Annotated in this window: 20 protein-coding genes and 1 tRNA gene; 17 read left to right on the forward strand and 4 right to left on the reverse strand. The window is 60.8% G+C overall.

What is annotated here, in order from left to right; all coding sequences use genetic code 11:
• Positions 1–8: 8 nt before the first annotated feature.
• The 4 genes from QOL81_RS21585 to rbsK are packed head-to-tail and all read left to right on the forward strand — an operon-like array spanning position 9 to position 3,587.
• Entirely contained in the window at positions 9–1,043 is a 1,035-nt protein-coding gene (locus QOL81_RS21585) for an ABC transporter permease (protein ID WP_038871213.1), read from the forward strand.
• Positions 1,044–1,073: 30 nt separating this feature from the next.
• Positions 1,074–1,745: a D-allulose 6-phosphate 3-epimerase gene (gene alsE, locus QOL81_RS21590; RefSeq protein ID WP_060441313.1), complete on the forward strand. Its 672-nt coding sequence runs from the start codon at positions 1,074–1,076 to the stop codon at positions 1,743–1,745.
• A gap of 10 nt (positions 1,746–1,755) precedes the next feature.
• The gene (gene alsK, locus QOL81_RS21595) at positions 1,756–2,664 is read left to right on the forward strand and encodes an allose kinase (protein ID WP_060422856.1); all 909 of its coding nucleotides are present in this window, start codon (positions 1,756–1,758) and stop codon (positions 2,662–2,664) included.
• Complete coding sequence (gene rbsK, locus QOL81_RS21600) at positions 2,661–3,587, forward strand: ribokinase (protein WP_038871218.1); 927 nt, start codon at positions 2,661–2,663, stop codon at positions 3,585–3,587. The genes alsK and rbsK overlap by 4 nt, the downstream gene beginning before the upstream one ends.
• A 32-nt stretch (positions 3,588–3,619) precedes the next feature.
• On the opposite strand, the gene QOL81_RS21605 is transcribed toward rbsK, so the two are convergent.
• A complete protein-coding gene (locus QOL81_RS21605) occupies positions 3,620–4,228 on the reverse strand; it encodes an HD domain-containing protein (RefSeq protein WP_060422860.1) in 609 nt (202 codons plus the stop codon).
• 183 nt (positions 4,229–4,411) lie between these two features.
• Between QOL81_RS21605 and trhA the strand changes: the two genes are divergently transcribed.
• A complete protein-coding gene (gene trhA, locus QOL81_RS21610; RefSeq protein ID WP_038871224.1) occupies positions 4,412–5,086 on the forward strand; it encodes a PAQR family membrane homeostasis protein TrhA in 675 nt (224 codons plus the stop codon).
• A gap of 150 nt (positions 5,087–5,236) precedes the next feature.
• Positions 5,237–5,734, forward strand: coding sequence for a DUF2165 family protein (locus QOL81_RS21615; RefSeq protein ID WP_060422863.1), 498 nt, complete (start codon positions 5,237–5,239; stop codon positions 5,732–5,734).
• Positions 5,735–5,772: 38 nt separating this feature from the next.
• On the opposite strand, the gene ygfZ is transcribed toward QOL81_RS21615, so the two are convergent.
• Complete coding sequence (gene ygfZ, locus QOL81_RS21620) at positions 5,773–6,765, reverse strand: tRNA-modifying protein YgfZ (RefSeq protein WP_049199219.1); 993 nt, start codon at positions 6,763–6,765, stop codon at positions 5,773–5,775.
• Between the two features lie 320 nt (positions 6,766–7,085).
• Between ygfZ and sdhE the strand changes: the two genes are divergently transcribed.
• The 5 genes from sdhE to creD all read left to right on the forward strand — a co-directional run bounded on the left by sdhE (position 7,086) and on the right by creD (position 11,310).
• Positions 7,086–7,352 carry an FAD assembly factor SdhE gene (gene sdhE, locus QOL81_RS21625; protein ID WP_019455657.1) on the forward strand — a complete coding sequence of 89 codons (267 nt, stop codon included), beginning with the start codon at positions 7,086–7,088 and terminating at the stop codon, positions 7,350–7,352.
• Positions 7,333–7,755 (forward strand): protein YgfX, encoded by a 423-nt coding sequence (locus QOL81_RS21630; RefSeq protein ID WP_060422869.1) that lies wholly within the window; start codon positions 7,333–7,335, stop codon positions 7,753–7,755. Before sdhE ends, QOL81_RS21630 begins: the two co-directional genes overlap by 20 nt.
• Entirely contained in the window at positions 7,755–8,450 is a 696-nt protein-coding gene (gene creB / locus QOL81_RS21635; protein WP_049277068.1) for a two-component system response regulator CreB, read from the forward strand. Before QOL81_RS21630 ends, creB begins: the two co-directional genes overlap by 1 nt.
• Entirely contained in the window at positions 8,447–9,865 is a 1,419-nt protein-coding gene (gene creC / locus QOL81_RS21640; RefSeq protein ID WP_070913822.1) for a two-component system sensor histidine kinase CreC, read from the forward strand. The genes creB and creC overlap by 4 nt, the downstream gene beginning before the upstream one ends.
• Before the next feature lie 80 nt (positions 9,866–9,945).
• Complete coding sequence (gene creD / locus QOL81_RS21645) at positions 9,946–11,310, forward strand: cell envelope integrity protein CreD (protein WP_070913821.1); 1,365 nt, start codon at positions 9,946–9,948, stop codon at positions 11,308–11,310.
• 36 nt (positions 11,311–11,346) lie between these two features.
• Here the strand turns inward: creD and fldB are convergent, their stop codons facing one another.
• On the reverse strand, positions 11,347–11,865 hold the full coding sequence (gene fldB / locus QOL81_RS21650; protein WP_048324740.1) for a flavodoxin FldB: 519 nt from the start codon (positions 11,863–11,865) through the stop codon (positions 11,347–11,349).
• A 106-nt stretch (positions 11,866–11,971) separates the two neighbouring features.
• Here fldB and xerD point away from each other — a divergent pair, with 106 nt between their 5' ends.
• The 6 genes from xerD (at position 11,972) to QOL81_RS21680 (ending at position 18,367) form a co-directional block, all read left to right on the forward strand.
• Entirely contained in the window at positions 11,972–12,871 is a 900-nt protein-coding gene (gene xerD, locus QOL81_RS21655; RefSeq protein WP_283440034.1) for a site-specific tyrosine recombinase XerD, read from the forward strand.
• Between the two features lie 26 nt (positions 12,872–12,897).
• Positions 12,898–13,614 (forward strand): bifunctional protein-disulfide isomerase/oxidoreductase DsbC, encoded by a 717-nt coding sequence (gene dsbC / locus QOL81_RS21660; protein ID WP_060441317.1) that lies wholly within the window; start codon positions 12,898–12,900, stop codon positions 13,612–13,614.
• 6 nt (positions 13,615–13,620) lie between these two features.
• A complete protein-coding gene (gene recJ / locus QOL81_RS21665) occupies positions 13,621–15,354 on the forward strand; it encodes a single-stranded-DNA-specific exonuclease RecJ (protein ID WP_084827194.1) in 1,734 nt (577 codons plus the stop codon).
• Between the two features lie 166 nt (positions 15,355–15,520).
• Positions 15,521–16,619, forward strand: a protein-coding gene (gene prfB, locus QOL81_RS21670) for a peptide chain release factor 2 (RefSeq protein WP_096242572.1) whose coding sequence is annotated in 2 segments (ribosomal slippage) — positions 15,521–15,595 and positions 15,597–16,619 — 1,098 coding nt in all. Because the reading frame shifts where the segments join, the coding sequence is not laid out codon by codon here.
• A 9-nt stretch (positions 16,620–16,628) separates the two neighbouring features.
• Entirely contained in the window at positions 16,629–18,146 is a 1,518-nt protein-coding gene (gene lysS, locus QOL81_RS21675; RefSeq protein ID WP_033649459.1) for a lysine--tRNA ligase, read from the forward strand.
• A 147-nt stretch (positions 18,147–18,293) separates the two neighbouring features.
• Positions 18,294–18,367: transfer RNA gene (locus QOL81_RS21680), tRNA-Gly, on the forward strand.
• 167 nt (positions 18,368–18,534) lie between these two features.
• Here the strand turns inward: QOL81_RS21680 and QOL81_RS21685 are convergent.
• Positions 18,535–20,532 (reverse strand): BCCT family transporter, encoded by a 1,998-nt coding sequence (locus QOL81_RS21685; RefSeq protein WP_047729946.1) that lies wholly within the window; start codon positions 20,530–20,532, stop codon positions 18,535–18,537.
• Positions 20,533–20,586: the final 54 nt, after the last annotated feature.

Raw genomic sequence — 20,586 nt, forward strand, 5'->3', positions numbered from 1 at the left:
AGCGCCTGATGGGCAACTACCTGAAATTTCGTCCGGACGGCACTGCCGTCGGCCTGTTGGCGCTGCTGGTGGCGGTGGTGCTGGCCTTCAGCCTGCTGATGCCGGGGCGCTTCTTCAGCGGCGCCACCTTCACCAGCGTGGCGTTTCAGCTGCCGGAGCTGGGCCTGCTGACCCTGGCGATGTTCATCCCGATCCTCAGCGGCGGCCTGAACCTGTGCATTATCGCCAGCGCCAACCTGACCAGCCTGCTGATGGCCTGGCTGTTCATCAGCTATCTGCCGCCGGACGCCGGGCTGGGGCTGCAGGCGCTGTGGCTGGTGTTGGCGCTGGCGGCGGCGATGCTGCTGGCCGTGATGATCGGCGCGGCGACCGGCGCGTTGGTGGCCTACGTCGGCGCGCATCCGATTCTGGTGACGCTGGCCACCATGACCACGGTTAACGGCATCGGTATCTATCTGACGCGCGGTGCGGCCCTGAGCGGCATGCCGGAGATCGTGCGGTTTATCGGCGCCGAGCGCGTGCTGGGCGTACCGGTACCGCTGTGGATCTTCCTGGCGGTTGCCGTGCTGCTGGCGCTGTTCTTGCAGAAAACCCGGCTCGGCAAATGCATCTACATGAGTGGCAGCAACATCAACGCCACCCACTTCAGCGGCGTGAATACCCATCGGGTGTTGATCGCCATTTACACCCTCTCCAGCCTGCTGTGCGTGATCGCCGGGCTGGTGATGATGGCGCGCTTCAACTCGGCGCGCATGGGCTACGGCGACTCTTATCTGCTGCTGACGGTACTGGCGATCATTTTGGGCGGCACCGATCCGTTCGGCGGTTTTGGTCGGGTCAGCGGCGTGGTCCTGGCGCTGGTGGTGCTGCAAGTGATCGCCACCGGTTTGAACCTGATGAACGTCAGCCCGCATTTCAGCCTGGCGATGTGGGGCGCGGTGCTGATCGCAGTGCTGGCGCTGAAGTTTTTCCGCCATCGCTATCGGCAGCGGCGGGCGATGCGCCGCAGCGCGGCCCAGGCCAGAGCCGCAGCGGGCCACTGATCCTTTTCCCTTTTGCGCAGGATAACGCTAATGAAATACCAGATTTCACCTTCACTGATGTGCATGAACCTGATGGATATCCGGCAGCAATTGGCGGTGCTGAACCGCCGCGCCGATATGCTACATATCGACATCATGGACGGGCACTACGTTAAAAACATCACGCTGTCGCCGTTCTTTATCGAACAGATCCGCCCGCACACCTCGTTGCTGCTGGACGTGCATCTGATGGTGGAGAACCCGACCGATTTTATCGACCCGATCGCCCGTGCCGGCGCGGACTTTATCTGCCCGCACGCCGAAACCATCAACCGCGATGCGTTCCGGGTGATCAACCAGATCCGCGCGCTGGGTAAAAAAGTGGGGGTAGTGCTGAACCCAGCTACGCCGGTGGAGTTTATCCGCCACTACCTTCATCTGCTGGACAAGATCACCGTGATGACCGTCGATCCGGGCTATGCCGGGCAGCCGTTCATTCCCGAAATGCTGGAAAAGATCCGCCAGTTGCGCGATCTGAAACGCCAACAAAACCTGAGCTATCTGATCGAGGTCGACGGATCTTGTAATCAGCGCACCTACCGCGATCTGATGGGCGCCGGCGCGGAAGTCTTGATCGTCGGCAGCTCCGGGCTGTTCAACCTCGATCCGGATCTGGAGACGGCATGGGAAAAAATGCTGGATCAGATGCGACAGGCGGCCTGAGGCGGGGGACATGATGCGGCATTTTCTTGGCGTAGACGTCGGCGGCACCAATACCCGCCTGCTGTTGATGGATGATGACGGCGAGTTCAGCGGGTACCGCAAGATAGCGACCGCCGATTGGGCACGGCAGGCCGATCCGCTGGTGGCGTTGGGCCGCCTGATCGCCGGGCATTGCAAGGATCGTCAGGTAGCGCAGGTGATGCTTGGGCTGCCGGGGATCCTCAGCCGCGATCGCTCGCGGGTGCTGTCGCTGCCGTTCATTCCGGCGCTGGACGCCCAGCCGGTGGCGGCGCTGTTGGCCGATGCGCTGGCGCTGCCGGTGCGGATGGATAAAGACGTCAATCACCTGCTGTGGTGGGACTTGCAGCAGCTGCCGGCGCTGCCGCAGGTGGCGGTGGGGCTGTATCTGGGCACCGGCATGGGCAACAGCCTGTGGCTGAACGGCGACTTTTATCACGGGGCGCACGGCGCCGCCGGTGAGCTGGGGCACATTCCCTGGCCGGGCCATCAGGGTGAGTGCCCGTGCGGTAAACGGGGCTGCGTCGAGAGCCTGACCTCGGGCCACTGGCTGACCGGCTGGGCGCGCGCCAACGCGGCGCAAACGCCGTTCGAACGGCTGTTCGAACGCCACGGCGAACATCCGGATCTGCGGCGCTTCGTCGAACGATTGGCGCAGACCATCGCCATCGAAATGAACGTGCTCGATCCCCAGCAGCTGATCCTGGGCGGCGGCGTGATCGCCATGAGCGGTTTCCCGTTGGCACTTCTGGAACAAGAGATCCGCCGCCATTTGCGCGGGCCGCAGCCGGCGCAGGGGCTGGCGATCTCCATCAGCCGCCTGACCGATGAAACCGGCAGCAAAGGCGCCTGCCTGGCCGCCCGGCGCCACCTCCAATTGAGCAGGGAGTACCCGCAATGAAAGGCAAAGTCTGCGTGTTCGGTTCGTTCAACCTGGATATCGTCGCCGGCATGGCGCGCTTTCCGCAGCCCGGCGAATCGCTGATCGCCCGCAACAGCATGATGGGCGCGGGCGGTAAGGGGGCCAACCAGGCCACCGCTGCGCTGCGCGCTGGGGCGCGGGTGCATTATATCGGCAAGGTGGGGCGCGACGACTTCGGCACCTTCGCCCGGCGCCACCTCGCCGCCGCCGGTTTCGATGCGGTGACGCTGTTCTCGACCGGCGATTGCCCGACCGGCAATGCGCTTATCTACGTTGCCGGCGAGGAGGCGGAGAATATGATCGCCGTCGATCCCGGCGCCAACCTGACGGTCAGCGAAGACGAGGTGCGCCAGTGTCGGCCGGCGATCGCCGCGGCGGACATTCTGTTGACCCAGCTGGAGAACAATCTGCCGGCGATTGAGCAGGTGATCGCTATCGCCCGTGAGGCGCAGACGTTCATCATTCTCAACCCGGCGCCGTTTCAGCCGGTGCCGGACAGCCTGCTGGCACAGGTCGATATGCTGACGCCCAACGCCACCGAGTGTACGTTGCTGACCGGCGTGCCGGTGCGGGATGTGGCTTCGGCGCGCCAGGCGGCGCAGGTGCTGCATGCCAAAGGCATTCGCTTACTGATCGTGACCTTGGGCACGCAAGGGGCGTTGTTCTCGGACGGGGAAAACAGCGAGCTGATCCCGGCGTTTCCAGCGCAGCCGAAAGACACCACTGGCGCGGGCGATGCGTTTAACGGCGCCCTGGCGGCGCAGCTGGCGAATCAGGTGCCGTTAGCCGATGCGGTGCGCTTTGCCGCCGCCTACGCGGCGGTCTGCGTGGAGCGCGCCGGGGCGGCGGGGTCGATGCCGAGCTATGAGGAGGCGTTGGAACGCCAGCGGGCGTTCGCTTGACGTTGAAGGGCTGCCGCGGCAGCCCGGTTCACTTACTTCAACCAGCCTTTGCGCTGCGCATCGCGCAGGTGCTGTTCCATGTGGTGCCACAGCTCGGGGTGCACGTCGGCGATCGATGCATTGCGCGCCAGCACCTGCTCCAGGCTGATGCCGTTCTCTACCCAGCTCTGGCCTTCATTGTGCAGGTTCATCAGCATCGGCATGGTGCGATCCAGCAGCAAAGCGAAGCGTGCATCGGCGCTTTCGCCATCTTCATATTCCTGCCATAAAGCGGTGAAATACTCGCGCTGAGCCTCCGGCAACATGCCGAACAGACGGCGCGCCGCCGCCACTTCCTGATCGTGGATCGCCGCGCGGGCCGCCAGATCGTAGACCAGCACGTCGCCGGCGTCGATTTCCACGATGTCATGCAGCAGCGCCATCTGGATCACGCGCTGAATGTTTACGTCATCACCGGCGTAGGGCGCCAGGCTCATGGCGGCGATGGCGAAATGCCAACTGTGTTCGGCGGAGTTTTCCTGGCGCTGGGTGCCCAGCACTTTGGTGCGGCGTTGCACGCCTTTCAACTTATCGATTTCCATCAGGAACTGGATGACCTGGGTCATTGAGCCGAAATCTAACGCGGGTACAGCGGATGACATGGTGTAAACCTCAAGGTGGGTGGGTTGAAGCCTGACGATTGTAGACCACCGGGCGAGCGATTTCGATGGTTACACGCGTTCACATTTTTATTTTAGCGTACACGTGTACACTGGAATTATTCTCAGTTAAGCTGCTTTGCGTTAATTTCGCACAAAGCAGGGCATTTTGAGGGGTTGCGCGTTATGGGGAAAACGGACGTAGTGAAAGCCGGGAACAATAAGATTGTCGCCGCGGCTTATCCGTGGGCGGAAGAGATCGCCAACAGCATCAGCCACGGCATCGGGCTGGTGTTCGGTATCGTCGGCCTGGTGTTGCTGTTGGTGCAGGCGGTGAATACCGGCGCGGATGCGACGGCCATCACTAGTTACAGCCTGTACGGCGGCAGCATGATCCTGCTGTTTCTCGCTTCCACGCTGTACCATGCGATCCCGCATCAGAAGGCCAAGCATTGGCTGAAAAAATTTGACCACTGCGCCATTTATCTCCTGATTGCCGGGACTTACACCCCGTTTTTGCTGGTGGGGCTGGATTCGCCGCTGGCGAAGGGCCTGATGGCGGTAATCTGGGGGTTGGCGCTGCTCGGCGTGCTGTTCAAGCTGGCCTTCGCCCACCGTTTTGAAGCCCTGTCGCTGGTGACCTACCTGACGATGGGCTGGCTGTCGCTGATCGTGATTTATCAGCTGGTTACGCGGCTGGAGGCCGGCGGCGTCACGCTGCTGGCGATAGGCGGGGTGGTCTATACCCTCGGCGTGATTTTCTACGCCTCCAAGCGCATCCGCTTTGGCCACGCCATCTGGCACGCCTTCGTGCTCGGCGGCAGCGCCTGCCATTTCATGGCGATCTACCTGTACGTCTAAACGTTATCGCTACGTCTGAATGCGTATTGAACAGGCGCCTCTTTTGTTTTAAAAAAGAGGCGCTTGCTTCTTTCGGGTATCCAGCAAGCCCGTTCTTTCATTTCTGAGCCCGCATACTCTTTCTCTTAACTTTGTTCAGGACTCATCACGATGATCGTTCGCTTATCCAAAGCGCTGCTGGTCTGCGCTATCGCTTTGTTCGCTTCGCTGGTGGCCTTCGGCAATATCACCGATTACGGCTCCAACTTCGCCTTTGTGCGCCACGTCTTTATGATGGACACCATTTTTCCCGACGCCACCATTGGCTACCGTTCGATACAGACGCCGTGGCTGCATCACGCCGGCTATATCTTCATCATCGCGCTGGAGAGCCTGACCGCGCTGCTGTGCTGGATCGGCGGCCTGCGCCTGCTGTGCGGCCTGAAACTGCCCGCTAAAACCTTCAACGGCCGGAAAAAACTGGCGGTAGTGGGGCTGACGCTGGGCTTCCTCACCTGGCAGGTCGGCTTTATGTCGATTGGGGGAGAGTGGTTTGGCATGTGGATGTCGAAACAATGGAACGGCGTGCCCGATGCGTTTCGCTTCTTCGTCACCATCATCCTGGTGCTGATCTATCTGGTGCAGCGCGACGGGGAGTTGGACGAGTAACGAAGACGGCCGCAGGCGGGGCGCCTGCGGCCGATGGATTATTTCTCTTCGGCCAGCGAGTACGGCAAGGGTTTGATCGCCAGCTGGCTGGCGGCATCGTCGCGCACCCGCAGCTTGCTGTCGGCGTCCAAATCGTTGTTCATCACCACCTGTACCCACAGCGTGCCGTCGGCCAGTTGGCTCGACGCCAGTACGGTGCCGGTGCGGCGCCAGTTTTCACCCAGCTGCAGCTCCAGATCTTCCGCCGCCTGCGGGGCGCGGGCCGCCTTACCTTCCAGCCAGTAGAGCGCACGCTTGTTGGCACCGCGGAATTTGGCGCGCGCCACCATCTCCTGACCGGTATAGCAGCCCTTGCTGAAGCTGATGCCTTCCAGCGCCTGCAGGTTGGTGGCCTGCGGGATCAGCTGCGCACTGTTGGCGGCGTCGATAACCGGATAGCCGGCTTCGATCTCCAGAGCCAGCCATTGGCCGCTGTCATTCAGCTCCGCCTGATCATGCAGTTTGCCAATCAGCTGTTCGGCCACGGCGGGGCGGGTCACCAGCAGAAAACGTTCCGCCGGTGCACTGAAGTGCAGAATCGTGGTCTCGCCGTCCTGCACCACCGGGTGTTCGGCGTCCGGCAGCGTGGCGAACAGGCCCGCCAGCGCGGCGCGCGCCTGGAAACCGGCGACGCCCAGCAACACCGCATCGTTATCGGCGGCGATGGTGACTTTGGAGAACACCGCGTATTTTTTGATTTCAGCCAGCTGGCTGTCCAGCACGCTGCGGCGTTCCAGATAGGCGAAGCCTTCGCCACGGTGGAACAGACGCAGGTTGCTCCACATTTTGCCTTTGGCGTCGCAGTGGGCGCACAGCACGTGCCGATCGGCCGCCAGCGCGTCGATGTCCGCCGTCACCTGGCCCTGGAGATACTTCACCGTGTCCGGCCCGTTCAGCGTCACCAGCGCCCAATCTTCCAGCGAGATCAGCGTCAGGGGCAGATGGGTGGAAGCGGAGGGCTGACGGGGTGGGAATGGAATGTTATGCGCCATAGTAAGTTCCTGCTCAACGTTTAGCTTACCTGAAGGGTATTGAACCCATGGTAAAAGAGGCGGCGGGCTTTGCAAACTGTTATTCGCGCCGTGGGGCCGGGGTGCGCTTTTTTTGGCATTTTGCGCTTTATTACGTTTTCCGCAGCAAAGCGCCTTCCCGGCGTGTATGTCAAATTGTTACTCTATAGGCTTGCGGCCTGGGCACCCTTGCAGACAGATCCCCGGCTGATGGAATTATATTGCGACGGCGTTGCCATACAGTGTGTCATTTGAACCCTGCGCTGGTGCTGCCGCGCTGAAAAGAGGTGAGTCATAACAACATGGATATTAACAACAAAGCACGTATTCACTGGGCTTGCCGCCGTGGCATGCGCGAGCTGGACATCTCCATCATGCCGTTCTTCGAATACGAATACGACAGCCTGAATGACGCGGACAAGGCGTTGTTCATCCGCCTGCTGGAGTGCGACGATCCCGATTTGTTCAACTGGCTGATGAATCATGGCGCGCCGCAGGACAGCGAGCTGCAGAGAATGGTGACCCTGATCCAAACGCGAAATAAAGACCGTGGCCCAGTGGCGATGTGATATCCGCATTTCCTGGCGCACTCAGCTGTTTTCCCTGTTGACCCACGGCGTTCTGATCCTGCTGATCCTGATTTCGCCCTGGCCGGAAGGCTTGGGCCCGCTCTGGCTGGTGTTGCTGACGCTGGTGGTGTTTCAGTGCATTCGCAGCCAGAAGCGCATCGCCGCGGTGCAGGGCGAGCTGCGGCTGCTGGCGGACCGGCGCTTCAGCTGGCACGGCCGCGAGTGGCGGCTGGCGAAAAAACCGTGGATGCCGGGTTACGGCATGCTGCTGACGCTGCAGCCGACGGAGGGCAAAAAGCGCCGCCGGCTGTGGCTGGCTTCCGACTGCATGAGCAAAGAGGAGTGGCGCCACCTGCGGCAGCTGTTGCTGTATCCGCCGGCGGGTGACGGCGAGGAGGCCTGATGAAACCCGTACTCTGGTTGGTGGAGGATGAACCCAGCATTGCCGATACGCTGGTTTACACGCTGGAGAGCGAAGGCTTCGAGGTGCGCTGGTTCGAACGCGCGGAACCGGCGTTGCAGGCGCTGGCGCAAGGCGCGCCCGCGCTCGCTATCCTCGATGTCGGTTTGCCGGATATCAACGGCTTTGAATTGTGTCGCCGCCTGCTGGCTCAGGCGGCCGATCTGCCGATTCTGTTTCTTACCGCCCGCAGTGATGAAGTAGATCGCCTGATCGGGCTGGAGATCGGCGCCGACGACTATGTCGCCAAGCCGTTCTCCCCTCGCGAGGTTAGCGCACGGGTGCGCACCATTTTGCGCCGCCTGTATAAGCAGCAGCGCTTGCAACAGAGCGCGCTCTACCGTTTCGGCGCTTTCACGCTCGACGAAGACGCGGCCACCATCTCCTACCATCAGCGGCCGCTGCCGCTGACCCGTTACGAATACCTGCTGCTGAAGACTCTGCTGTTGGCGCCCGGACGGGTGTTCTCGCGGCAGCAACTGATGGAAAGCGTTTGGGCGCAGGCGGAAGAAAGCCTGGATCGCACCGTCGACACCCACATCAAAACGCTGCGCGCCAAGCTGCGTGCGGTGGAACCCGGTGAGCCGCCCATCCACACCCACCGCGGATTGGGCTACAGCGTGAGCCGCCAGCCATGAAAATTGGGCTGCGCCTGCTGCTGGGATATTTTCTGATCGTGGCGGTGGCCGGGTACTTCGTGTTGAGCATTTTCGTCCAGGAAGTGAAGCCCGGCGTGCGGCGCGCTACCGAAGGCACGCTGGTGGACACCGCTAACCTGCTGGCGCAGATCGCCCGTCAGGACATGCAGCGCGGCGATGCGGCGCATGGTCAACTGGCGCAGGCGTTTACGCAGCTGAACCAGCGCCCGATCGGCGCCAATATCTCCGGCATCCGCAAGGATCGCAGCGAATACCACGTCTATCTTACCGATGCCCAGGGGCGAGTTATCTTCGATTCTGCCGGCCGCGCGCAGGGGCAGGACTATTCGCGCTGGAATGACGTTTATCGGACGCTGCGCGGCCAGTACGGCGCCCGCAGTACCCGCAGCGACCCGCAGGATGAAAACAGTTCGGTGATGTATGTGGCCGCGCCGGTGATAGAACAAGGGCGTATTATCGGCGTACTCACCGTGGGCAAACCCAACAGCACCATGGCGCCGGTGATCAAACGCAGCGAACGGCGCATTCTGTGGGCCGGCGCATTGCTGCTGGGGATCGCGTTGCTGATCGGGGCGGTATTCGTCTGGTGGATCACCCGTTCGATAGGCCGGCTGGTGCGCTATGCCGACGGGGTGGCGCAGGGAGAAAACGCGCCGCTGCCCAAAGTGGGCGGCCGGGAACTGACGCAGCTGGCGCAGGCGCTGGAGAGCATGCGACTGAAGCTGGAAGGCAAAGCATATATCGAACAGTATGCACATACCCTGACGCATGAGCTGAAAAGCCCGCTGGCGGCGATCAGGGGCGCGGCAGAGCTGTTGCAAGAGTTGCCGCCGCCGGAGACCGCCCGGCGTTTTCTCACCAATATCGAGCAGCAAAGCGCACGCATCCAGCAGCTGGTGGACAAACTGCTGGTGCAGGCGCGGCTGGAGAGTCGGCCAGACATGGAGACCGCGCCCATCGCGATCGCGACGCTGGTCAGCCAGACGGTGGCGGGCAAAGAGGCGCAGGCGACGCAGCGCGGCGTCAGGTTACAATGGGAGGCGCTGGCAGAGGTGACGCTGAACGGCGATGCGTTGCTGATCAGCCAGGCGCTGACCAACCTGCTGGACAACGCGATCGACTTTACCCCGCCGGGCGGTTGCGTCAGCGTACGAGGCGAACGGCGGGAACAGCACTACTGCATCAGCGTTTGCGATGACGGCAGCGGCATTCCGGACTATGCGCTCGATAAGGTGTTCGAACGTTTTTATTCGCTGCCGCGCGCCGAACGGCCAAAAAGCAGCGGGCTGGGGCTGAACTTCGTGCAGGAGGTCGCCCGCCTGCATCATGGCGGCATTCACCTGCGCAACCGCCGGCCGCACGGGGTGGAAGCGACTTTCAGGTTATCGCTGTGACTTCACCTTCCCTTCACATAACCACATTCTGATTTCACCTGCGGGTTTTATCGTGGCCTCATTACCTATGAGGAGCGAGCATGATGAAATCGGTACTTTTCTGGAAAATAACCACGCTGCTGGGATTGATGGTGGTGATGTTGATCCCCATCGCCCAACTGATGAGCGTGATCGACGAACGCAGCGGCTATCGGCAAAGCGTGGTCGGGCAGGTAAGCGAAAGCACCAGCGGGGCACAGCGCGTGCTCGGCCCGTTGATTGTCATTCCCTACGTCGAACGAGAAGAGAAGAAAGACGAGAAAGGACAAACGGTAGTGCAGCGGGTGCAGCATTACCGCTATTTGCTGCCGGAGTCGCTTCAGGTGCTGGGGGCGCCGAAAGTAGAGGTGCGTAAACTGGGCATTTATCAGACGCAGGTTTACCAGGGGCCGCTGAACTTCAAGGTGCGTTTCGGCCAGCCGGAACTGGCGGATTTGCAACGTGCCAACGTGACCCTCGGCCAGCCGTTCCTGCTGGTGGCGCTGAGCGACTCTCGCGGCATCAAGAGCATTTCTCCTCTGGAAATACCGCAGCCGGTGGCGTTTGAACCGGGCACCGGCGTGGGATCGTTGCGTCAGGGGATCCACGCACCGTTGACGCTGGCGGCGCTGCAACAAAAAGAGGGGCTGAACGCCGACTTCACCCTGACGCTGGCGGGCACCAGCAGCCTGTCGCTGGTGCCGCTGGGGCGCAGCAGCGAATTGCAGCTGCAAAGCAACTGGCCGCACCCGAATTTCCTCGGCAACTTCCTGCCGGATGAACGCAAGGTGACGGAGCAAGGGTTTAGCGCTCGCTGGCGCAGCACCTGGTTCGCCAACAATATCAACAGTGCGTTCCATTACGACGATAGCATTATCGATGAGGACAAGCTGCCGGCCTTCAGCGCCAGCCTGGTCGAACCGGTCGATCACTATCAGCTGGCCGAGCGCGCGGTCAAATACGCGCTGCTGTTTATCGGGCTGACGTTTATGGCGTTTTTCCTGTTCGAAACCCTGACCGGTCTGCGGGTGCACCCAATTCAGTACCTGTTGGTGGGCGCGGCGCTGGTGTTGTTCTACCTGATTCTGCTGGCCTTCTCCGAACACCTGGGATTCGCTCTCGCTTACCTGGCGGCCAGCATCGCCTGCAGCGGTCTGATCGGCTTCTATCTGAGCGCCGTACTGCGCGGCAAGCTGCGCGGTGCGCTGTTCGCCGCGAGCCTATTGCTGTTGTACGGCGTGCTCTATTTGCTGTTGCAGTCGGAGGACAATGCGTTGGTGCTGGGGGCAGGGCTGCTGTTCGCCATTCTGGCGGGCATTATGCTGTTGACGCGCAAACTGGACTGGTATCAGGTAGCCGATCCGGCGCGGTTGACCAAGGAAACGCCGGCCGGGGAAGAGGAGCCACGCTTCCGCCTGTGGAAATAAGCGGGGAAATCGGGCGCGTTCAGCGCCCGACAGCGGCTACAGCAGCGGTTCCATCTCCAACAGGATCTGCTCGCACCATTGCTGCAGGCGCTCTTCGCTCAGATCGTATTGGTTGACCTCATCGAGCGCCAGGCCAACGAAGTGTTTGCCGTCGGCGCTCAGCGGTTTGGGGCTGGTGAACTCGAAGCCGTCGGTCGGCCAGAAGCCGATGAACTGTACGCCCAGCGGCGCGATCTGATCGTGCAGCATGCCCAGCGCGTCGAGGAACCACTCACCGTAACCGAGCTGATCGCCCATGCCGTACATGGCGACGATCTTGCCTTTCAGATCCAGCGCCGGCAGCTGCGGCCAGATCGCTTCCCAGTCTTCCTGCAGTTCGCCGAAATCCCAGGTCGGGATACCGAGGATCAGAATGGAATAGTCCTCCATCAGCTTGGGAGAGACGTCTTTCAGGTTGTGCAGGTCGACCAGGTCTTCACCCAGAATCTCACGGATTTTTTCTGCCGCCATCTCGGTGTAGCAGGTGCTGGAGCCGTAAAACAGACCAATCTTCATGTGTAAACCGTTACGTTGCTGTTTAGAGAATTGCAGCGAGTATACCTGATTTGCGTCGGCTTAAGGCATAATGGCGCGGGTGGAAATGCAACAAAGAGAGGACCGCGTGCAACAGCAAGACAATGCGCTGATTGAACAATTCCTGGATGCGCTGTGGCTTGAGCGCAATCTGGCGGAAAATACGCTGGCCTCCTACCGGCTGGATTTGCAGGCCCTGGGCACCTGGCTTGGCCATCAAAACACCGCCTTGCTGCAGGCGCAGGCGTTGGATCTGCAGGCCTTTCTCGCCGAGCGGGTGGACGGCGGCTACAAGGCCACCAGCTCCGCGCGTTTGCTGAGCGCCATGCGCCGCCTGTTTCAGTACCTGTATCGCGAAAAACTGCGCGCCGACGATCCCACCTCGCAGCTGGCGTCTCCCAAACTGCCGCAGCGTTTGCCGAAGGATCTGAGCGAGGCGCAGGTCGATGCGCTGCTGCAGGCGCCCTGCGTCGATCAACCGCTGGAGCTGCGCGACAAGGCGATGCTCGAAGTGTTGTACGCCACCGGGCTGCGGGTTTCCGAACTGGTGGGGCTGAGCATCAGCGACGTCAGCCTGCGCCAGGGCGTGGTGCGGGTGATCGGCAAGGGCAACAAGGAGCGGCTGGTGCCGCTGGGCGAAGAGGCGGTCTACTGGATCGAAAATTATCTGGAACATGGCCGCCCGTGGCTGGTCAACGGTCAGACGCTGGATGTGTTGTTCCCCAGCACCCGTTGCCAGCAAATGACCCGACAGACGTTCTGGCATCGCATCAAACACTATGCCATCCTTGCGGGCATCGACAGCGAACGTCTGTCGCCGCACGTGTTGCGGCACGCGTTCGCCACCCATTTGCTGAACCATGGGGCCGATCTCCGTGTCGTACAGATGTTGTTAGGGCACAGCGATCTCTCGACCACGCAAATTTATACTCATGTAGCGACCGAACGACTGAAACAGCTACATCAACAGCATCACCCGCGCGCCTGAGCGGCGGGTTCGAAAGGATTGGAACAATGAAAAAAGGTTTAATGCTGCTCTCTCTGCTGGTGGCTTCGGTGACCGGTGCCGCCCATGCCGATGACGCGGCGATCAAAAAAGCGCTCGCCAGCCTGGGCATCCAGCAGGCGGACGTGCAGCCTTCACCGGTCAACGGCCTGAAAACCGTGCTGACCGACAGCGGCGTGCTGTACGCCTCCGAAGACGGCAAGCACATCCTGCAGGGCCCGCTGTTCGACGTCAGCGGCAAAGAGCCGGTCAACGTGACCAACCAACTGCTGAGCAGCAAGATGGACGCGCTGAAAGATCAAATGATCGTCTACAAAGCGCCGAAAGAGAAACACGTGATCACCGTGTTCACCGATATCACCTGCGGTTACTGCCATAAGCTGCACCAGCAGATGAAAGAGTACAACGATCTGGGCATCACCGTGCGTTATCTGGCGTTCCCGCGTCAGGGGCTGGCTTCCCAGGCTGAGAAAGACATGCAGTCTATCTGGTGTACCGCCGACAAGGCCAAGGCGTTCGACGCCGCCATGAAGGGCGACGCCATCTCTCCGGCCACCTGCAAAACTGACATCAGCAAGCATTACGAGCTGGGCGTGCAGTTCGGCATTCAGGGCACGCCGGCGATCATTCTGGAAAACGGCATGATGATCCCGGGCTATCAGGGGCCAAAAGAAATGGCCGCCATGCTGGATGCGCACCAGGCCGCCACCAAAGCCGGTGGTTAATCGCCGGTGAGTATTAAAACGCAACTACGCCGCCGTCCGGCGGCGGACGACACGCATCTGCCCGCCAGTTTGCCGCCGCTGCTGCGCCGGCTTTACGCCCTGCGCGGCGTGCAGGGTGAGCAGGAGCTGGAGCGCGGCGTCAAGGGCATGCTGCCCTGGCAACAGCTGGACGGCATCGACGACGCCGTCAGCCTGCTGCAACAGGCGCTGGCCGACGGTCGCCGCATCATGGTGGTGGGCGATTTCGACGCCGACGGCGCCACCAGCACCGCGCTGACGGTGCTGGCGCTGCGCAGCATGGGCGGCGCAGCCGTCGACTACCTGGTGCCAAACCGCTTTGAAGACGGCTACGGCCTGAGCCCCGAAGTGGTGGAGCAGGCGGCGGCGCGCGGCGCGGAGCTGATCGTCACCGTCGATAACGGCATCTCCTCGCACGCCGGCGTCGACGTGGCGCACGCCAAGGGCATGCAGGTGCTGGTGACCGATCACCACCTGCCGGGCGAGACCCTGCCGGCGGCCGACGCGATCGTCAATCCCAACCTACGCGGCTGCGCCTTCCCGTCCAAATCGCTGGCCGGAGTGGGCGTCGCGTTCTACCTGATGCTGGCGCTGCGCGCCCGGCTGCGGGACAGCGGCTGGTTCGAGCAGCGCGCGCTGGCGATGCCCAATCTGGCGGAACTGCTGGATCTGGTGGCGCTCGGCACCGTGGCCGACGTGGTGCCGCTGGACGCCAACAACCGCATTCTGGTGTATCAGGGGTTAAACCGCATCCGCGCCGGCAAATGCCGACCGGGCATCCGCGCGCTGCTTGAGGTGGCCAACCGCGACGCCCGCCAGCTGGCGGCCAACGATCTCGGTTTCGCCCTCGGCCCGCGTCTCAATGCCGCCGGCAGGCTGGACGACATGTCTATTGGCGTGGCGCTGCTGCTGAGCGACGACATCGCGCAGGCGCGTATGCTGGCCAACGATCTCGACGCGTTGAACCAGACGCGACGCGAGATAGAGCAGGGCATGCAGGTGGAAGCCCTGCAGCTGTGCGACCAGTTGGAGCGCACCAGCACCGAGCTGCCTTACGGGCTGGCGATGTATCACCCGGAATGGCACCAGGGCGTGGTGGGTATCCTCGCCTCGCGTATCAAAGAGCGTTTCCACCGCCCGGTGATCGCGTTCGCGCCGGCGGGTGACGGCATCCTGAAAGGCTCCGGCCGGTCGGTGCCCGGCCTGCACATGCGCGACGCGCTGGAGCGGCTGGATATGCTGAACCCCGGCCTGATGATGAAGTTTGGCGGCCACGCGATGGCGGCCGGGCTGTCGCTGGAAGAGGCCAGGTTCGACGAGTTCCGCCAGCGCTTCGGCGAGCTGGTGGGAGAATGGCTCGATCCGGCGATGCTGGAAGGGGTGATCTGGTCCGACGGCGAACTGGCGATGCAGGAGCTGTCGCTGACGACGGCGGAGCTGCTGCGCGAGGGCGGCCCGTGGGGCCAGGCGTTCCCGGAACCGACCTTTGACGGCAAATTCCGCATCCTGCAGCAGCGGCTGGTGGGCGAGAAACACCTGAAGCTGATGGTGGAACCGCTCGGCGGCGGCCCGCTGCTCGACGGCATCGCGTTCAACGTGGACACCACGCTGTGGCCAGACAGCAGCGTGCGCGAGGTCGAACTGGCCTACAAGCTCGACGTCAACGAGTTTCGCGGCAACCGCAACGTGCAGCTGCTGATTCAGCATCTTTGGCCGCGCTGAGGCGAAATTGAACACAATTCGGGGATTGGGCTCTCCAATCCCCTGCATCCTTCCCGATCGCCACAAAAACTGACCAACTCGCTATAAACTGCCGCCCGGATCCGTTAGAATTAGCGGTTCCAATGGCATTCCGCCATCGACGACATCAACGTAAAAGAACGAAACCATGTTTGAAATTAACCCGGTAAAAAACCGAATTCAGGACCTGTCCGAGCGGACTGCGGTTCTTAGGGGGTATCTTTGACTATGATGCCAAGAAGGAACGCCTAGAAGAGGTCAACGCCGAGCTGGAGCAGCCGGACGTTTGGAACGAGCCGGAGCGCGCACAGGCGCTCGGCAAAGAGCGCGCCGCGCTGGAAGCCATCGTTGAAACCATCGATCAGCTGGAGCAGGGCGGCGAAGACGTCGGCGGGCTGCTGGAACTGGCGGTGGAAGCCGACGATGAAGAGACCTTCAACGAAGCGGTCGCCGAGCTGGATCAACTGATGAGCAAGCTGGATCAGTTGGAATTCCGCCGCATGTTCTCCGGCGAATACGACAGCGCCGACTGCTACCTGGATATCCAGGCCGGCTCCGGCGGCACCGAAGCGCAGGACTGGGCCAGCATGCTGCTGCGCATGTACCTGCGCTGGGCTGAAGCCAAGGGCTTCAAGACCGAAGTGATCGAAGAGTCCGACGGCGACGTCGCGGGCCTGAAGTCTGCCACCATCAAGATCATCGGCGACTACGCGTTCGGCTGGTTGCGCACTGAAACCGGCGTTCACCGCCTGGTGCGCAAGAGCCCGTTCGACTCCGGCGGCCGTCGCCACACCTCGTTCAGCTCGGTGTTCATCTACCCGGAAGTCGACGACGATATCGATATCGAAATCAACCCGGCGGATCTGCGTATCGACGTGTACCGCGCCTCCGGTGCGGGCGGTCAGCACGTCAACAAAACCGAATCCGCCGTACGTATTACTCACCTGCCAACCAACATCGTGGTGCAGTGCCAGAACGATCGTTCTCAGCATAAGAACAAGGATCAAGCGTTTAAACAGCTGCGAGCCAAGCTGTACGAGTTTGAGATGCAAAAGAAAAATGCTGATAAGCAGACGATGGAAGACAACAAGTCCGACATCGGCTGGGGCAGCCAAATCCGTTCTTACGTGCTGGATGACTCCCGCATCAAGGATTTGCGCACCAACGTTGAAACGCGTAACACGCAGGCCGTACTGGATGGCGACCTGGATAAATTCATTGAGGCAAGTTTGAAAGCCGGGTTATGAGGAATAGAAATGTCTGAACAACAAGTACAGGGCGCCGATCAGGCGCTGGATCTCAATAACGAACTGCAGTCCCGCCGCGAGAAACTGGCCGGCCTGCGCGAGAACGGCATTGCGTTCCCGAACGACTTCCGTCGTGACTCCACCTCCGACAAACTGCACGCCGCGTACGGCGATAAAGACAACGAAGAGCTGGAAGCGCTGGGCGTAGAAGTGACCGTCGCCGGCCGCATGATGACCCGCCGTATTATGGGCAAGGCATCCTTCGTCACGCTGCAGGACGTGGGCGGCCGCATTCAGCTGTACGTCGCGCGCGACGATCTGGCTGAAGGCGTATACAACGACCAGTTCAAGAAGTGGGACCTGGGCGATATCCTCGGCGCACGCGGCAAGCTGTTCAAAACCAAGACCGGCGAACTGTCGATCCACTGCACCGAGCTGCGTCTGCTGACCAAAGCGCTGCGCCCGCTGCCGGACAAATTCCACGGCCTGGCGGATCAGGAAACCCGTTACCGCCAGCGTTACCTGGACCTGATCGCCAACGAAGAATCGCGCAACACCTTCAAGGTGCGTTCTCAGGTGATGTCTGCTATCCGCAACTTCATGGTGGAGCGCGGCTTCATGGAAGTCGAAACCCCGATGATGCAGGTGATCCCGGGCGGCGCGTCCGCGCGTCCGTTCATCACGCACCACAATGCGCTGGATATCGACATGTACCTGCGCATCGCGCCGGAACTGTATCTGAAGCGTCTGGTGGTCGGCGGCTTTGAGCGCGTGTTCGAAATCAACCGCAACTTCCGTAACGAAGGCGTTTCTCCGCGTCACAACCCAGAGTTCACCATGATGGAACTCTACATGGCTTACGCGGATTACAAAGACCTGATCGAGCTGACCGAGACGCTGTTCCGCACCCTGACCGAGAAAGTGCTGGGTACCTCTCAGGTACAGTACGGCGACGAAGTGTTCGACTTCGGCAAGCCGTTCGAGAAGCTGACCATGACCGAGGCGATCAAGAAATACCGCCCGGAAACCGATCTGGCTGACCTGGCCGACATGGGCAAAGCGGTGGCCATCGCCGAATCCATCGGCATCAAGGTTGAGAAGAGCTGGGGCCTGGGCCGCGTCGTGACCGAGATCTTCGAAGAAGTGGCGGAAAGCCATCTGATTCAGCCGACCTTCATCACCGAATACCCGGCTGAAGTGTCGCCGCTGGCGCGCCGCAACGACGTTAACCCGGAAATCACCGACCGCTTCGAGTTCTTCATCGGCGGCCGTGAAATCGGCAACGGCTTCTCCGAGCTGAACGACGCCGAAGACCAGGCTCAGCGCTTTGCCGATCAGGTGAACGCCAAAGACGCCGGCGACGACGAAGCGATGTTCTACGACGAAGATTACGTCACCGCGCTGGAGCACGGCCTGCCGCCGACCGCCGGTCTGGGCATCGGTATCGACCGTATGGTGATGCTGTTCACCAACAGCCATACCATCCGCGACGTGATTCTGTTCCCGGCGATGCGCCCACAGAAATAATTCCGTTTAGCGTGAAACCACCGGTGCAGGCAACTGCGCCGGTTTTTTTTCGCCCACCGGACTTAACCGCTTAAAACATCGACAGTTACGCGCCATCTCCGCTTGCCCGCCGCCGATAACCGGTTATAATGCCTGTCGCACACCGATGCGGGTGTAGTTCAATGGTAGAACGGCAGCTTCCCAAGCTGCATACGAGGGTTCGATTCCCTTCACCCGCTCCAGCACTCCCTCCTGAAAATATCCTGATTCTCCGAAAGATTACCCCAACCCAATCCTTTGCCCCTGTAAGCGTTATCACTGGTTGTCCGCCATCCCACCAGCATCATCAGCGCCGTGGTGAAGAAAGCAGGGCAAAAAAATGCCGCCCCGGGGGACGGCATGTTGGCCTTCAGCGTACCAGATGCAAGAAATGCAGGTGTTTCTCGTACTGGTCGAGAATATCGTTGATCAACTGCTCCTGATTCCAGCCCATGACATCGTAGTTTTGGCCGCCTTCTTTCAGGTAGATCTCCGCGCGATAATACTTGTGCTGCTCGGCTTGCTGTTCATCGTTATCCAGCCCGGCCAGAGCGAACGTCGGCGAACTGTAGCCGCGCAGTCTGACTTCATAGATAAAGTTAAGCTCATCGCCCAAATCGACCTCGAAACGAATGCGGTCTTCCGCAGTGGCGTTGATGCTGCTGAGCGTGTTTTGTTTACTCAGCTCTTCCTGCACCAGCGTCATGGCCGGTTGGATAACCTCATCCATAAAGCGCTTAACCAGCGAGCGTTTTGGCAGATAGGCGATATTGCGCAGCCTGCGCTGCCAGGGAATGGGGTTGCGGGCGGCGGTGGGGGCGATGGTGGCCATATTTTGGCTGTCGCGCTTGGTCAGGTCGCGGCGCAGCGCTTTAAGCAAACCGTAAATGGATATCAGCAAGATGGCCGAGAACGGCAATGCGCTGGCGATGGTGACGGTTTGCAGCGCGCTGAGCCCCCCGGCGATCAGCAAGGCGATGGCGACGATGCCCATCAGCGACGCCCAGAAAATGCGTTGCCAAACCGGCGTGTTGCTGGAGCCGCCCGAAGCCAGCGTATCTACGACCATGGCGCCGGAATCGGCGGACGTGACAAAAAAGACGATCACCATCGCCATGGCGATAAACGAAAGCACGCTGGAGAACGGGAAATGCTCCAGGAAGTTAAACAACGCCAACGCCACATCTTGCTGTACCGTAGTGGCGAGGTCTGTCGCGCCCTGTTCCATGATGAGGTAAATGGCGCTGTTGCCGAACACCGTCATCCACATGAGGGTGAAGCCTGCCGGGACGAACAGCACGCCCGTGACAAATTCGCGGATGGTTCGGCCACGGGAAACCCGAGCGATGAACATACCGACGAAAGGCGACCAGGAGAGCCACCACCCCCAGTAGAGCAGCGTCCATCCGCCTAACCAGTTGCTGGATTTTGGCTCGTAGGCATACAGATTGAACGTCTTGCTGACCAGCTCGGACAGATAGCCGCCGGTATTTTCCACAAAGGATTTCAACAGCAGGACGGTTGGCCCCAACAGCAAGACCAGGGCCAGGAGCAACAGCGCCAGGCCAAGGTTCAGCTCTGACAGAAAGCGTATGCCTTTCTCCAGCCCTGAAACCACGGAAATGGTGGCCAGCCCGGTAATCACCACGATCAAGATCACCTGAACGGTTTCGTTGATCGGCACGCCAAACAGGTGGTTAAGCCCGGCGTTGACCTGCAACACGCCATAGCCCAGCGAGGTTGCGACCCCGAATACGGTGCCGATGACGGCGAAGATATCGACGGCATGGCCGATAGGGCCATAAATACGTTCGCCGATGATCGGATAAAGCGCAGAGCGCAGAGTCAACGGCAGGCCATGCCGATAGCTGAAGAAGGCCAGAATCAACGCCACGATGGCGTAGATCGCCCAGGCGTGCAGCCCCCAGTGGAAAAAGGTCAGGCGCATGGCCTGTTTGGCCGCCTCGACGCTCTCGGGCGTGCCGACCGGTGGCGAGAGATAGTGCATAACCGGTTCTGCCACGCCGAAGAACATCAGGCCGATGCCCATCCCCGCTGAAAACAGCATGGCAAACCATGAGTGGTAGCGAAAATCGGGTTGCGCATGATCGGGGCCAAGTTTGATGTCGCCGTAGCGGGAAAGCCCCAGAAACGTCACGCTGAGCAAAATCAGCGCCACGGCCAAAATATAAAACCAGCTGGCGTTGGTGAAAATTTGTTGCTGCAGAAGCTTGAAGTTCTTGTCGGCGACGTCGGGGAAAAAGGCGGCGAACGCGACCAGAAGAAAAATGAGGACTGCAGAGGTGAAGAATACCGCTTTGTTGATATGGCTCTGCGGCTTTTTTAGGGGGGTGTCTTTCTCACTCATAAATTGATTTATTCCATTTGTTTGATTATCGCCCTGAATGGAGGAGAGGTGTAA

The organism is Serratia sp. CC22-02, assembly GCF_900182895.1.
In the GTDB taxonomy this organism is placed as follows: domain Bacteria; phylum Pseudomonadota; class Gammaproteobacteria; order Enterobacterales; family Enterobacteriaceae; genus Serratia; species Serratia nevei.